Source organism: Micromonospora sp. B9E7 (assembly GCF_039871815.1).
Classification (GTDB): Bacteria; Actinomycetota; Actinomycetes; order Mycobacteriales; family Micromonosporaceae; genus Micromonospora.
On record NZ_JBDPLX010000012.1, the window covers coordinates 118734 to 132524 of the forward strand.

Sequence of the window (13791 nt, forward strand, 5' to 3'; positions counted from 1 at the left end):
CGTCCGTCCGGCCGGAGTGACACAGAGGGCACGATCGATGAAGCGCAACCGGCGGTCGGTGTGGGATCGTGGCTGCACGGCGTCAGACCACGCCGTCCCGCACGGCCTGTCACGTACGGCAGAGGCGTGGCCCGGTCGGGCCACAGTTCACGGCTGGAGGCAGAAAACCATGGCACACATCGATCTCGGTGTCGACGAGAAGCAGTTTCCCGGCGTCACGGGTCCGATGCAGTACCGTCCGGAGACGGCGAAGCCGCTCAACGAGCTGGCCGAGGTGCTGTTGCGCGCGCCGCACTCGCTTCCGGCCGGGGAGCGGGAGCTGATCGCCGCGTACGTCTCGGGGCGCAACGAGTGCACCTTCTGCTGCGCGTCGCACTCGGCGTTCGCCGCGGCGCAGCTCGACGAGGGCATGGACCTCGTCGACCACGTACGCGCGGACCTCGACAGCGCGCCGATCTCGGCGAAGCTGCGCGCGCTGCTGCGCATCGCCGGCGCGGTACAGATCAGCGGCCGCAACGTCACCGCCGAGCTTGTCGCCGACGCCCGCGCGGAGGACGCCACCGACCTGGAAATCCACGACACCGTCCTAATCGCCGCCGCGTTCTGCATGTTCAACCGGTACGTCGACGGTCTCGGCACCTTCGCGCCCGAGGGCCAGGACGCCTACGCCGAGACCACCCGTCGGATCATCGACGTCGGCTACGGGTCGGCGGCCAGAACTCCGGCAGCCTGAGCACAGACGAGGATGACCCCAGCTCGGTGCCTCTGCAACGGTTGATGGAGAAGGCCCGGCCAGGCCATCAGCCGCGCCCCTGGAGTTGCCGCAGCCGTTCGTGGCCCACCAGGACGCTCCGGTCGGGGTTGGTTGTTCCGCACCGGTTTGATGGAGGCATCGAAACCTGGGAGGAACACGAGCGATGCCCGCACCGAAGAAGTACCCCGACGACCTGCGTGAGCGTGCCACCCGGTTGGCGTTCGAGGCCCGCCGAGACCCTGTCGGCGCGATCCGGCGGATCGTTGGTCAGCTCGGGGTTCATCCGGAGGTGTTGCGCGCGTGGGTGAAGAAGGCCGAGACCGACGTCGGTGACCGGCCGGGCACCACCAAGGGACGTCTCGTAACTGGGTGAAGGCGTTGTCCGAGGCGGGGTCGGTGGTCAGCCGGTGAGCTGAGCCTCGTCCGCAGCCCCCGAGATCGCCTTGCCCGGACGCTCGACCTGATAGCTGCGGTGCGGCAACAGTCCACCGAACTCGTCGATGTCGCCGGGCGTCCGCCACAGGATCCGGCCGGCCAGTGCTCAAGATCGGCTCTCCCGCCCGCATACTCGCCTGAACCTTTCGCCCCGGCGGCTGCTACCCATTTGGAGTAGGGGGTGAGCGGATGGATCCGGGCAGTGACGACGCGTTGCTGCGGTCGGTCGCGGCCGGTGACGCCGCCGCGCTGTCCCGGCTCTACGAGCGGTACTCCGGCGCGCTCTTCGGCTATCTGCACCGGCTGGCCGGCGACCGGATGACCGCCGAGGAGATCCTGCAGGACACGATGCTTGCGGTCTGGCGGTCGGCCGGCGCCTTCGAGGGGCGGTCGAAGGTGACGACGTGGCTGTTCGGCGTTGCCCGTCGCCAGGCGCACAACCGGTTACGCGGCCGGCCCGCGCCCGAGCCATCCGGCGCCGACCTGCCCGACCGGCCCGATCAGGGCGCCGGCCCGGAGGACCTCGCGATCGCGGCGGCCGGCGGGACCCCGGTGGCCGCCGCCATCAATGTGCTCCCCGCGCATCACCGGGACGTGATCGCGCTGGTGTTCGTGGCCGGCCTACCTCTCGCCGACGTCGCCGAGGTGCTCGCGATCCCGGTCGGCACGGTCAAGAGTCGGCTGTATCACGCTCGGGCCGCCGTCGCTGCGGCGCTCACCGCTCAGGAGGTGCCCGAATGAAGGACCTGTTGCCCGCGTACGCCGCCGGCTCGCTCTCCGGATCGGACCGCGACCGGGTCCGCGCGCATCTCGCCGGCTGCCCGCGCTGCCGTGCCGACCTGGCCTCCTGGCAGGCTATCGCGCTGGCCGCCGCGCCGGCCGCGACGCCGCCGGACCCGGCGTCGCTGGTGCGGACGGTGCTGAGCCGCAGCACCCTCGAACCCACCGTCCGCCGGCCCCCGCGGCGGTTGCGTCACCTCGTCGCGCTGGTCGCGGCCGAGGCGCGGCTGATCCGGCCGGCCGCGCCGATCGCCTCGGCGCTGGTGATGGCCCTCGGCGCGGGACTCGTGCTGCTGCGGACCACAGCCGGCGCGGACCTGATGCTCTCCCTGATCGCGCCGATCGTCGCCGCCGCGGGGGTCGCTGGCACCTACCGTTCCCGCCGCGATCCGGCCGCCGAGTTGCTCGCCGCCACACCCACCTCTGGCAGGCTGCTGCTGCTCATCCGCATCGCGCTGGTGTTCGGCTACGACCTGGTGCTCGCCCTGGGCGCCTCGGCGGTGCTGACCGCCACCGGCGCGGCGGGCGCGGACGGCCTGAACGAGCTCGTCGGCGCCTGGCTCGGGCCGATGGCGCTGCTGTCCTCGGTCAGCCTGTTGATCGCCGTCTTCCTCGGGCCGGACGCGGCGCTGGGCACGGCCGTCGGGTTGTGGGCGGTGCGGGTGCTGGCGGGCAGCGTGCTGAGCCCCGACGACTGGCCGGCCTGGTCCATCATGAAGGTCTGGTCGACGAACGCGCCGGTGCTCTTGGCCAGCGCCGCCCTCGCGATCGTCGCGGTGGCGATGTCCGGCCGCGGTGAACCTCACGGCGGCGGACGCGCTACCCACCCGATGTGAGACCACTGACCCTCTGGCGGTACGAGATGCGCCGGGCGGGCTGGACGGCCTTCCTCGGCCCGCCCATCGCCCTCGTCCTCGGCATCACGGCCGCGATCGCGAATCCGCAACCGAGCGACCCGACCACCGCCCGCATCCTGCTCGGCGCCCTGGAGATGGCGATACCGCTCGCCGCCGCGGTCGCCTGTTCCTCCCTCGTCGGCCGGGATCCGGCCCGCGAGCTCCAGCTCGCCTCGCCGACGCCGTACCGCGTCACGCTGCTGCGCCGGATGATCGTGACGCTCGGCTGGACCGCGGCGGTCGCCGTGCCGGCGGCGGTCGTGCTGATCGCGACCGGCTGGTGGGCCCGCTGGCCGGAGAACCACGGCGCGTTCGCCGGCCAGCTCACCTGGCTGGCGCCGACCCTGGGCCTGAGCGGCCTGGCCTTCGCCGCGGGTGCTGTCTTTCGCAGCCCGGGCGCGGCCGGGGCGCTGGTCACCTCGGTGTGGGCGATCCAGCAGTTCTTCGCCGGCTCGGCGCAGGCGCACCTGCCGGGCCGGCTGCTCTACCTGTTCGCGACGACCCGGGGCGCGGCGCCCGGCGACTGGACCGCGAACCGCCTGACGTTGCTCGGCGCGGGCGCCGCGCTCATCGTGTTCGCCCTGGTCCTGCTGGGCCGCTCGGAACGCCTCATCGGCGAGGAGGACGAATGACCACCTTTGTTGCCAGCCTGCGGTACGAGTTTCGGATGCAGGTCCGCAAGCCGACGGTGTGGATCGTGCCGGCGCTGACCCTGGTGCTGTTCGTGCTGATCGGGGGCAGCCTGCTGCGGGACCTGTTCGATCCGGGCGAACGGTCGGTCGATCCGCGGACCGCCGTGGTCGGCCTGGCGGTCCAGCTCCACGCGCTGCTGTCGATCGGGTTCGGCTGCCTGCTCGCCGACCGGCTGATCCGCGACGACCGACTGCGGGTGGCCTCGATCCTGGACGCGACGCCCGCCTCGCCGAGGGCGCGCCTGCTCGGCAAGTACGTGGGCGCCGGCGCCGCGACAGCCATCCCGGTCGCGGTGGCGTACTTCGGCCTCGCCGCGGCGTACGCGGTGGACACCGGGGAGCCCCGGGCGCTGGGCTGGGCGCTGGCCATCTTCGGGGCGGTGTTCATCCCCGGCCTGCTGTTCGTGGCCGCCTTCGCGCTGGCCGCGCCGCTGGTCATGCCGGCGCCGCTGTTCCGTGTCCTGTTCGTCGGCTACTGGCTGTGGGGCAACGTGGTCTCGCCGGACATGATGCCGACGCTCGCACGGACCCTGGTCCACCCCCTGGGCGGCTATCCGCTCGCCGCGCTGTTCGACTTCCACGGCATCGACGGCCAGGACACCTGGGCCGGCCCGATACCCGGCGCGACGCTCAACGCCCTGCGGCCCGACCCGACGCCGGCGCTGGCCTGGCTGTCCATCGCCCTGCTGTCGATCATTGCCGCCGCCGTGCTCGCGGGCGGCCACGCCCTGCGCGCGCGCCGCGTCCGATAACGAGCCCGCGTCCGACAACGAGAAGGAACTCCCATGCGAATCGAGATCTCCGGCCTGACGAAAACGTACCGCGGTGGGGTGGCCGCCATCGACGGCCTCGACCTGGCCGTGCCCACCGGGATGTTCGGCCTGCTCGGCGCGAACGGCGCCGGCAAGACCACGCTGATGCGCATCCTGGCCGGCATCGTCCGTCCGACGTCCGGCCGGATCACCGTCGGCGAGCACGACCTCGGCACCAGCGCCGGGCGGACCGCCGTGCAGCGTGACCTCGGCTACCTGCCGCAGGACCTCGGCGTCTACCCCGACCTGACCGCCCGGCAGTTCCTCGACTACGTGGCGCTGCTCAAGGGCATGGACGACCGGACCGTCCGGCGCCAGCGGGTCGGCGAGCTGCTGGAGGTGGTGGCGCTGACCGAGCACGCGGACCGGCGGCTGCGCGGCTTCTCCGGCGGCATGCGGCAGCGGGTCGGCATCGCCCAGGCCCTACTCGCCGACCCGCAGCTGCTGATCGTGGACGAGCCGACCGCGGGCCTCGACCCGGAGGAGCGGATCCGTTTCCGCACGCTGCTGTCCCAGTTCGCCGGCCGGCGCACGGTCCTGCTGAGCACGCACATCGTCGACGACATCGGGCAGACCTGCCGGGAGGTGGCGGTGCTCGCCAAGGGGCGGCTCATCTTCCGTGGCACAGTCGAGGAGCTGACCCGCCGCGCCCAGGGGCAGGTCTGGTCGGTCGTCACGGACGGACCGGTGCCGACCGAGGGGACGGTGGTGTCCGCGCTGCCGCACGACGACGGCATGCGCTACCGGATCGTGGCGCCGTCCGCGCCGAGCCCCGGGGCGCGTCCCCTGGAGCCCGGCCTGGAGGACGGCTACCTCGCGGTGGCTACCGGTCGCGGTAACGCTTCGCGGCAGCCAGCTTCGCCGCCAGGACCTCGGCCGTGACCTGGGCCTCCTGCTTGTAGACCAGGACGTAGCCGGGAGAGTCGCGCTGGAAGAGCCTTCGCCACGGTGGCCCAGTTCCCCCGCGATCTGCTCGCCGCGGCGTCGGCCAACGCCCGCAACAAGATCCACTTCACCGTCGCGCCGGAAGACGCGAAGGTCCTGTCCCGGCACACCCTGCCGGAACTGGGCGAGCACGACCTCGCTCACCTCGACGCGTACACCGCCGCCGCGCGGCTGGTCGTCAACGGCCGTCAAACCCCGGCGTTCACGATGAAGACCCGGCCGCCGAAGCCGGTCGTCGGGGAGGCGACCGCCATCCGCCGGGCCGCCGCCGCGGCGGTACCGAGCCAGGACACCAGCGCCGTCGACGACCTCGTCGAACGGCTCAGCCGCAAGCCCGAACAACGTCGGTCCCCTCCCAAGAGCGACCGGACCTGAGAGGGCGATTCGGAAGACGAGGTCTGGTTCTGGGCGAGTGTCAATGTTCCGGGCTCGTCTTCGGTGAGGACCTGGCGGTTGACCGTGCGTATCAGCTTCGCGCGGGAGCCTTCAACATGTTTCGGTGGGGGTTCGACGCCGAACGCGAGGCCGATGCCCTTGCTCGCATGCGGGTGGGGGTGGTGCCGAGGATGTGCGGGATCTGCTGGTCGGGGCGCTGACTATCGTCGGGTCGGCATGAGGTTCCCTCGCAGTCATATCGCTCGCGGGGAGATGTCAGCTTTGGGCGTGGCCGACCCCAGGCGGCGTCGGCCGTTACGGCACCGCACAAGCGTTCGCGACGACCACCGGGTCAGATGGTGATGACGATCTTCCCCGCCGGGTGCCCGTTCCGGAGGTGCCGCATCGCGTCCGCCGCCTGGCTCAGGGGATAAGTGCGGCCAACCGCCGGGGTGAGCGCCCCCGATTCGATGAGGGTCCCCAGTTCGCTCAGGTCCTCGGTCCGCTCGACCGCACTCACGCTACGCAGGCGTTGACCGACGAACAGGGATAGCAGCGGCGCGCGGAACATCTGCCGGTCGTAGCCGCTGAGCACGGGGCCCTTGGTGTACGTGCCGCCGACCAGCGCCAGTGTCCCGTGTGGGGTGAGGGCGCGGCGCAGGAGAGAGACCGGCCGATCGCCGCCGGTGTCGATGACCACGTCGTAGATCGGGCCACGGCGGTCGACCTCCTCGCTGGTGTAGTCGAGGATGTCGTCGGCACCGAGAGAGCGTACGAACGCGGCCCTGGCCGGCGTGCAGACGCCGGTGACCGTCGCCCCGTACGCCTTGGCGATCTGTACGGCATGCGACCCGACACCGCCGGATGCGCCGATGACCAGCACGCGGTGCCCCTTGCGCACCGCGCCGCTGTCGCGGACCGCACGCAGCGCCGTCATACCGGAGACCGGCGCGGCGGCGGCCTGCGCGAACGACAGGTTGGCCGGTTTGTGGGCCAGCCGCCGCTCCGGCGCGCTCGCGAACTCGGCGTACGAGCCGCGCAGACAGGTGCCGAACACCTCGTCGCCGGCCCGGAACCGGGTCACCCGAGCGCCGACCGCAACCACCACACCGGCCAGGTCCCGCCCGCGCACCGGAACCCGGGGCCGGCGCAGCCCTGCGGCCAGCCGCGCCAGGTAGGGGCGACCGGTCATGAAGATCCACACTCCGGGGTCGACCCCGGCGGCGCGGACCTGGACGAGGACCTCCTCGTCGTTCACGGCCGGTTGGTCTATGTCGCGGAGGTGGAGCACGTCGGCTGGACCGTAGCTGTCCTGGACGATGGCCTTCATGGTGCCGCCTCCTCGGGGTACTGGAACACGTCGTCGAGACGTGCGTCGAACAAGCGCGCGATCTTGAATGCCATCTCCAGCGACGGCGAGTAGCGGCTTTGCTCGATGGCGATGACGGTCTGCCGGGTCACGCCGATCCGCTCGGCGAGCTCGGCCTGGGTCATCTCGCCGTGCGCGAACCGCAGCGCGCGGATGTTGTTCGTGACGCGGGTCGGCTTCACCACTGCGGGACACCCTTGCGGTAGACGATCACCTTGGCCAGGGAACCGACCGCCGCCGACAGGACGAAGCACAGGTAGATGACGTTGGCGATCCAGAACCAGTCCCACTCGGCCAACGCCATCAGCATCGCCGATACGGCGCCGACGACCACGAACGCCTGGCCGACGTGGTCACCGAGCCGTCCGATCTCCCGGTCGCGTACGTCCTTGACCCGGGAAGCACGCGGGTTCACCACGCCCACCCCGATCTCGGCCACGATGCTCGCGACGATGGCCCCGCCAACCGTCCACAGCAGAACCCCGGCGTACGGGGCGGCGGTGACCGGCCCACTGTCGGCCCGATTCAGGACGACGGCGGCATAGACGGCATACCCCACCACGCTGACTACCAGCATGATCCAGGCGCGTTTCTCCTCGTGCGTCACAGCCGCCCCCCTTGTAAAGAATTCTTGACACGGTCATAGTATGGCGTCTTTGACATCGTGTCTAGAAAGTTTTACATGGAGGTCGACCCCCTGGTCGGGTAGCAGGGATCTGCTGGTGCGCGACACGACTCTCAGGCATCAATTCCTGACAGTCTTATCGCTCCTGAGGAGACACCTGGCCCCGGTGACTGCGGCCGCGGCGAGGAGTTGGGCCACGAGAGTCGGGTTGAGATCGGTGAACTCGCGGTGGCGAGGGTCGGCAGGTGGTTCGGGTGGTCGTCAGGTCGGCCAGTTCGCCGTCGATGCGGCGAGTTCGCCGGTCAGCGCCGGCGATCTGCTCGCGTAGCTGTTCGGCGTGCTGGCGTGTGCCGTAGCGCCACCACCGCGGTCAGCCGTGACTACGGGGTTCTCGGTCCGCTGGCGAGGACCGGGACTGCGACCGGCCAGGTCTCGGCCGCCGGGGACCTGGCGCGCACACCGAATGGAATCCGATCTAGATCAGCGACATCTGCTCGTGGTCGGGGAGGTCGAAGCGCACGACACGGGTGGGGTCAATGGCACCGGTGGCGGCGAGTTGTTGCGCTTCCCGGGCGTTACGCACGTAGACCGGGACCGCAGGGCGCAGCCGATGCAGTGATGCAGGGCTGGGCCGGAGTACCCCGGAGCCGCTGGCGAACGCGAATCGCGATGCCGTAGGCGCGGTCTGGGGTAGGGCCTTGGGCATCGAACTCGGGGCGGGCGGCGTGCGTCTTCCACAGCGGATCCGCGACGGCCTCGCGGAATTCGTGGATCTGCTCGGCAGGCAATTCCCCCACCATCGGTCCGCGGCCAGTCGCCGTTGATGGCTCCTACCCACCCGATCTGTGACGGGGTGGTGCCGAAGCGATTCATCGATAGGATTGCCTCTCGCGCTCATACCGACGGCGGGGGCTGGTTTGCATGGCGACGGAACTGCTACCGCTGGTAGCGGCGGTGCCGAGGGCGACGGCCCAACCGGAGCCTGAGCCGCCACCGGCCCGGTCACTTCGGGTCGCGCTGGTCAACATGCCATGGGCCCGCGTCGATGCGCCGTCCATTCAGTGTGGGCTGCTCCAGTCCGTCGTCCGCGCCGCGGGCCACCAGTGTGACGTGCACTACCTGAACCTCGACTTCGCCGCGGAGGTCGGGGCCCAGACCTACGACGGGCTGTCGGGGCTTCCCAGTGAGCGCCTGCACCTTATCGGCGAGTGGCTCTTCTCGTACGCCGCCTTCGGTGAGGTGCTGCCTGAGTCGGCCTACTACGAGGACTTTCCCGAGGTCGAAAAGCAGTGGGCGAAGCTGACTGGCGGAAGTCTCGACGAGCTGACCGAGCTGCGCCGGGCCATGATTCCGGAGTGGCTGCGCGGGTGCGTGCGTCGTATCGACTGGGCCGACTACGACGTCGTCGGGTTCACCTCCACCTTCCTGCAGAACACGGCTTCGTTGGGGCTGGGCCGGATGCTGCGTGCAGAGCATCCCGACCTGGTTCAGGTGTACGGCGGCGCGAACTTTGATGGCACCATGGGCGCCGAGTACGCAGGCACCCTGTCCTGGCTCGACTACGTGGTGACCGGCGAGGGCGACGTTGCGTTTCCCCGCCTGCTGGCGCAATTGGCCGCTGCCGAGCACCCCGCGGCGGCCAGTTGTCGGGTGCCCGGCGTGCTCGGTGCCTCCGGCGACGCCGCACAGACCCGCGACGCGCCCCGCACTCAGGATCTGGACCGACTGCCGGTCCCGGACTACGCGGACTACTTCGCGGCGTTGGAGCGCCTCGGCCGGGCGACGATTCTCGGCGACGATCCGGTCAAGTTGCCCATCGAGTTCGCCCGCGGTTGCTGGTGGGGCCAGAAGCACCACTGCACGTTCTGCGGGCTGAACGCGCTCGGTATGGCCTACCGGTCCAAGAGCCCGGACCGCGCCATGTCGGAGCTGTCCACGCTGCTCAGCGCCTACCCGACGGTGCACGTCGAGGCGGTTGACAACATCCTCGACATGTCCTATCTCTCGTCGTTCTGCACCGAACTCGCTAACCGCCGGTGGGACATTCACGTCTTCTTCGAGGTTAAGGCGAACCTCACCCGAGAGCAGTTGGCGGTGCTGCGCCGGGCGGGGATCCTGTCCATTCAGCCCGGCATCGAGAGCCTCAGCAGTCACGTGCTGAAGCTAATGCGCAAGGGCTCCACCAAGCTGCTGAACATCCGGTTGTTGAAGTGGGCCCGCTACCACGGAATCCGGGTGGCCTGGAACCTGCTGACCGGTTTTCCGGGTGAGACCGACGAGGACTACCGCGAGCAGGTCGAACTGATCCCGCTGCTGCACCATCTCTATCCGCCGGATGGGTGCAGCCGGTTATGGCTGGAACGCTTCAGCCCTTACTTCACCGACCCCTCGTTCCCGATCTCGGACGTCCGGCCACGGTCGAGCTACCGGCACATCTACCCGGACTACCTCGACCACTCACGGATCGCTTACTTCTTCGACTACACGGCGGAGGGGACCGGCAGCGACGATGCGTTCGGCGCGCTGTCCGCCGCCGCCCGACAGTGGCGGCAGCGCTGGTCGGAACAACGACCGTCCCTCATCTACCAACGACTGCCGGGGCGGCTGGTGCTGGTCGACACCCGTACCGAGCAACCCCGCCGGGCCGTCCTCACCGGCTGGGAGGCCGAGGCGTACGAGCTGTGCGGGGACCGGCCGCACTCGGCCGACCGGGTCCGGGCCGGGTTGGTGTCCGCCGGGCACCGGGTCACCACCGCCGAGGTCGGCGCCTTGCTGGACAGGTGCTGCCGCTCCGGGGTGATGGTGTCTGAGGACGGCCATTACCTCTCCCTAGCGATCCCGGAGAACCCCGGATGGTGGTGACGGCGCCCGAGCGGCTCGCGCTGGCCCGCAAGGTGGCCGCGCGGCTGGCGACCCGGCCGGGAGTGACAAGCGTTTTCATCACCGGCAGCATGGCCGTGGGGTTGGGCAACCAGACCTCCGACGTGGACGTGTACGTCGCCGGGCCGGAGGTTGAGGCGAGTCGGGAGCAAATCTTCGCCGGCCCCGTTCGGATCGACGTGCACCGCCTGTCCAAGCAGGCGCTGGAGGCGACAGTATGGCGGGTGGTGGGGGCGACCCTGCGCAGCGATGACGGCGCGGACGTGGTCCGCGAGCAAGACGTCACCATCGCGCTGCGGCTGCACATCGGGGAGATCGTGGTCGACGGCGGAGCGACCGCCCTGCAAGAGACCCTCAGCAAGCACGAACTCACGCTCCGCCAGCTGTTGATCACTCGGTGGCTCAACCTCGCCCACTACGGCCAGGAGGACCTAGCCGGGTTGGTCGACGTTCCCGAGGACGGTGACAGCGCCGTGATGATCGCCCGGCTGCTGCTGCGTACCGCCGGCAAGGCTCTCGCCGCGGCCTGCGGCGATCTGTTTCCAGGGGAGAAGTGGGTCTGGCGTCAACTCGACCGGTCCGCGCCGGCCACCTTCCCACATGCCCACTACCGTCATTTACTGCGCGCCGACCCACTGGCCACCGGGCAGGGCGCAGTAAGCCTGACCGATCTACGCCGATTCGCACAGACCTGCCTCGCCGCCACGGCCACTTTCGGCTGGCACGGAGTGCCGCTGGCCTACCAGCCGCGCTGGCGCGGCGGCGACGGACCGTTACGGCGGATGCCGGAATTGTCCGTCCGGACCTACCGGGACGGGGTGGTGATCACGTCGCCGGAGAGCCGCCGGGTCCGATTGAGCCACGAGGCTGCGCTGATCTGGGCGCTGTGTGACGGAGTCGACGAGTCGACGGTGCAGCGCGACGTCGAGCGGCTGCGCGCGGTACACACCGCCGCCCGCCGGTTGGAGCCCGAACGGGTGGCCGTGCTCGCCGACGAACTGCTCGCAGCGCGATTGATCCACCGGGGGCCGGCATGAAGGTGACCTATGCCCGCAGCGACACCCTCGACCTCTGCCTGGCCCTGCACCGGGAACTGGTCGGTCGTTGCTCGTGGGAGGTGTGCCTGCTGCCCCGACCGGTCGAGTCGGCGATCGCGGCGTTCCGGGACGGGCTACGGGGCTGGCAGAAGAACGGCGTGACGATCCCGCCAGCCGCCTTGGCTGCACCGGACGAACCGGCGGTCAACGACGAGGCGACCCGGACGGTGCTCGCCGCTATGGAAGCCGCCCGGCCCCGTCTCGCGCCGGCAATCGCCGCCTTCGACGAACGTCGTGCCCTCGCCGAGGTCGACCTCGACCAGCGCCTTTGCCTCCCCCAGGTGGGCGACACGCTAGCAGCGGCCATGGGAGTCCCGGGGAGCTCGCTGGAACTACCGGTCTATCTGGTGCCGTTCGCGCCGTACCCGCCCTCGGTGGGGCTACTCCTCGACGGTTCCCGGGTGGCAGGCACCTACCTGGACTTCCGGCGGTACGTCGGCGCCACCCTGGCAGACGCGGTGCTGACCCAGCTGGGCTGGGCGTTGCTGCGCAGCGAGCATGGCCCGGGCCACCTGCTGGGCCGGTTGCGGGCGCTGCTGCCCGGCACCGGGCCGTACCAGAGGCGGATGCGCCTGCTGCTGACCAAGACGCTGGTGGAGCTGACCGCCGGGCACCTCGTCCGGACGACGGACCCGACGCACCGCCCGTGCGTGGAGGTGCTCGGCACGGCGTTCCGCTTTCCCCGCCTATACGACCTGGCCCGCCGCCACTGGATCCCCTACCTCAACGGCCACCTGGACCGGGAGCTGGCGCTGGCCGCGATCACCGAGGAGGCCGCCGACTACACCCCCCGGTGGTACATAGAAAACATCGACGGCGCGGCCCTGGCGGCCGACTTCTACCTACTCGAGTGGTTGGCGGCGCAGGGCGACGCGGGGGCTGCGGAGCGGCTGGCCCAATGGGCACCTCAGGTCAGCGCCGACTTCGCCGGCCAGCTCGACCTCATCATCGGCACCGAACTCGGTCACTACGAGTGCGCTCGTGTCGACACGTTCCCGCCGGACCTCGCCGGGTTCCTGAAACGGGTCAACCTCGGTGACAGCCGGGTGGGTTGGTGGCGGACCCGCCGCGAAATCGGCGAGATCCGCGCGCTGGACCTCGCGGTGGACGCGTTCGCGGGGCCTGGCATCGAATACGGCGGCGAGGCGTGGGCCCCGATCGCGGCCATGCTACGGCGGCACGCCGCCGGCGAGCTACCCGCCCGCGTCTTCATCGACCAATGCTTCACCTTGCAACACAACAACGGCTGCCTTTTCGACAAGTACTTCGAGGCCGAGCACCTGATGCCGGTGCTCGAGGCGCAGGCCGCCGGGGATCTGGCAACGCTCGCCCGGCACTCGTCCGCCGAGGTACGCCGCCGCTGGCAGCGCCACCGTTACCAGCTGGAGCGCGGCTACTCCTCGGAGTGGCTGGGCGACGACCGGGCGGCGGACGTGCCGCCGCCGGATCGGCCTCGGACCACCCGGCTCGTCCTCGGCGCCCCACCCCCGGGCAGCCTCGGCTGCGGATCCGCCGCAGAGGCTGAGCAGCTAGCTGCGTCACCTGCGGACGCCACCGCGGCTATCCACCCCCGTACCTGGCAGTTCCGCCGACCGTGGCCGGCGGTGCCGCGCCGCTACACCGCCGTGACCGCAGTCCTGCACACCGACCTAGGCGAGGTGAAGCTAGAACTGTGGCCGACAGTGGTGCCGCACACCGTCGACAACTTCATCGCGCTAGCCAGCGGGTCACGGACGTGGCGGGACCCGGTCACCGGTGCGCGGCGCGACGACCCGTTCTACGACGGCGTGAAGTTCCACCGTCGGGTGCCAGGGTTCGTAATCGAGGCCGGCGACCACTCCGGCACCGGACAGGGTGGCCCGGGATACCGGATCCCCGACGAGTTCCAGGCCGACACCGTCTTCGAACGGCCGTTCCTGGTGGCGATGGCGAACAACGGGCGGGACAGTGCCGGATCTCGATTCTTCGTTACCCTGGCCGCCGCCCGCCACCTGAACGGCGCGTTCGTGCAGTTTGGTGAGGTAGTCGACGAGGGCTCCCGGGCCGTGGTGACGGCGATCGCGGAGGCGCCAGGGCCGGTCCGGCTGCGCCAGGTGACGATCGACGCCACGCCGGCCTGAGATCGAGTCGC

At 70.5% G+C, this 13791-nt stretch carries 13 protein-coding genes and 1 pseudogene; 11 read left to right on the top strand and 3 right to left on the bottom strand.

Translation table 11 applies throughout. The annotated features are described in order from the left end of the window. The first annotated feature begins 169 nt into the window (after positions 1–169). The 8 genes and pseudogenes from ABGB10_RS20365 to ABGB10_RS20400 all read left to right on the top strand — a co-directional run. Positions 170–733, top strand: coding sequence for a carboxymuconolactone decarboxylase family protein (locus tag ABGB10_RS20365; RefSeq protein WP_347662442.1), 564 nt, complete (start codon positions 170–172; stop codon positions 731–733). A 184-nt stretch (positions 734–917) separates the two neighbouring features. Then, complete coding sequence (locus ABGB10_RS20370) at positions 918–1127, top strand: transposase (protein WP_347662443.1); 210 nt, start codon at positions 918–920, stop codon at positions 1125–1127. A 251-nt stretch (positions 1128–1378) separates the two neighbouring features. Beyond that, complete coding sequence (locus ABGB10_RS20375) at positions 1379–1930, top strand: sigma-70 family RNA polymerase sigma factor (protein WP_347662444.1); 552 nt, start codon at positions 1379–1381, stop codon at positions 1928–1930. Next, positions 1927–2805 (top strand): zf-HC2 domain-containing protein, encoded by an 879-nt coding sequence (locus ABGB10_RS20380; protein WP_347662445.1) that lies wholly within the window; start codon positions 1927–1929, stop codon positions 2803–2805. Before ABGB10_RS20375 ends, ABGB10_RS20380 begins: the two co-directional genes overlap by 4 nt. Further along, on the top strand, positions 2802–3497 hold the full coding sequence (locus ABGB10_RS20385; RefSeq protein ID WP_347662446.1) for a hypothetical protein: 696 nt from the start codon (positions 2802–2804) through the stop codon (positions 3495–3497). Before ABGB10_RS20380 ends, ABGB10_RS20385 begins: the two co-directional genes overlap by 4 nt. Then, complete coding sequence (locus ABGB10_RS20390) at positions 3494–4309, top strand: hypothetical protein (protein ID WP_347662447.1); 816 nt, start codon at positions 3494–3496, stop codon at positions 4307–4309. Before ABGB10_RS20385 ends, ABGB10_RS20390 begins: the two co-directional genes overlap by 4 nt. Positions 4310–4342: 33 nt before the next feature. Beyond that, entirely contained in the window at positions 4343–5251 is a 909-nt protein-coding gene (locus tag ABGB10_RS20395; protein WP_347662448.1) for an ABC transporter ATP-binding protein, read from the top strand. 66 nt (positions 5252–5317) lie between these two features. Further along, positions 5318–5689, top strand: a pseudogene (locus ABGB10_RS20400) (type VI secretion protein); the annotation flags it as partial. A gap of 352 nt (positions 5690–6041) precedes the next feature. On the opposite strand, the gene ABGB10_RS20405 reads toward ABGB10_RS20400, so the two are convergent. From ABGB10_RS20405 to ABGB10_RS20415, 3 genes are read right to left on the bottom strand one after another with little or no spacing between them, the layout of a single operon-like run. Further along, a complete protein-coding gene (locus ABGB10_RS20405) occupies positions 6042–7019 on the bottom strand; it encodes an NAD(P)-dependent alcohol dehydrogenase (protein ID WP_347662449.1) in 978 nt (325 codons plus the stop codon). Then, positions 7016–7213 carry a helix-turn-helix transcriptional regulator gene (locus tag ABGB10_RS20410; protein ID WP_347662521.1) on the bottom strand — a complete coding sequence of 66 codons (198 nt, stop codon included), beginning with the start codon at positions 7211–7213 and terminating at the stop codon, positions 7016–7018. Before ABGB10_RS20410 ends, ABGB10_RS20405 begins: the two co-directional genes overlap by 4 nt. Before the next feature lie 23 nt (positions 7214–7236). Beyond that, entirely contained in the window at positions 7237–7665 is a 429-nt protein-coding gene (locus ABGB10_RS20415; protein ID WP_347662450.1) for a hypothetical protein, read from the bottom strand. A gap of 939 nt (positions 7666–8604) precedes the next feature. Here ABGB10_RS20415 and ABGB10_RS20420 point away from each other — a divergent pair. From ABGB10_RS20420 to ABGB10_RS20430, 3 genes are read left to right on the top strand one after another with little or no spacing between them, the layout of a single operon-like run. Beyond that, positions 8605–10545, top strand: a complete 1941-nt coding sequence (locus ABGB10_RS20420; RefSeq protein ID WP_347662451.1) for a RiPP maturation radical SAM C-methyltransferase — start codon at positions 8605–8607, stop codon at positions 10543–10545. Continuing rightward, positions 10536–11600, top strand: a complete 1065-nt coding sequence (locus ABGB10_RS20425) for a nucleotidyltransferase domain-containing protein (RefSeq protein ID WP_347662452.1) — start codon at positions 10536–10538, stop codon at positions 11598–11600. Before ABGB10_RS20420 ends, ABGB10_RS20425 begins: the two co-directional genes overlap by 10 nt. Beyond that, the gene (locus tag ABGB10_RS20430; RefSeq protein ID WP_347662453.1) at positions 11597–13780 is read left to right on the top strand and encodes a peptidylprolyl isomerase; all 2184 of its coding nucleotides are present in this window, start codon (positions 11597–11599) and stop codon (positions 13778–13780) included. The genes ABGB10_RS20425 and ABGB10_RS20430 overlap by 4 nt, the downstream gene beginning before the upstream one ends. Positions 13781–13791: the final 11 nt, after the last annotated feature.

Excerpts from the sequence above, each read along its gene's own strand:
- ABGB10_RS20370 (WP_347662443.1), top strand. The coding sequence starts at position 918 with ATGCCCGCACCGAAGAAGTACCCCGACGACCTGCGTGAGCGTGCCACC.
- ABGB10_RS20405 (WP_347662449.1), bottom strand. The coding sequence starts at position 7,019 with ATGAAGGCCATCGTCCAGGACAGCTACGGTCCAGCCGACGTGCTCCAC.
- ABGB10_RS20390 (WP_347662447.1), top strand. The coding sequence starts at position 3,494 with ATGACCACCTTTGTTGCCAGCCTGCGGTACGAGTTTCGGATGCAGGTC.
- ABGB10_RS20425 (WP_347662452.1), top strand. The coding sequence starts at position 10,536 with ATGGTGGTGACGGCGCCCGAGCGGCTCGCGCTGGCCCGCAAGGTGGCC.
- ABGB10_RS20395 (WP_347662448.1), top strand. The coding sequence starts at position 4,343 with ATGCGAATCGAGATCTCCGGCCTGACGAAAACGTACCGCGGTGGGGTG.
- ABGB10_RS20430 (WP_347662453.1), top strand. The coding sequence starts at position 11,597 with ATGAAGGTGACCTATGCCCGCAGCGACACCCTCGACCTCTGCCTGGCC.
- ABGB10_RS20420 (WP_347662451.1), top strand. The coding sequence starts at position 8,605 with ATGGCGACGGAACTGCTACCGCTGGTAGCGGCGGTGCCGAGGGCGACG.
- ABGB10_RS20365 (WP_347662442.1), top strand. The coding sequence starts at position 170 with ATGGCACACATCGATCTCGGTGTCGACGAGAAGCAGTTTCCCGGCGTC.
- ABGB10_RS20375 (WP_347662444.1), top strand. The coding sequence starts at position 1,379 with ATGGATCCGGGCAGTGACGACGCGTTGCTGCGGTCGGTCGCGGCCGGT.
- ABGB10_RS20380 (WP_347662445.1), top strand. The coding sequence starts at position 1,927 with ATGAAGGACCTGTTGCCCGCGTACGCCGCCGGCTCGCTCTCCGGATCG.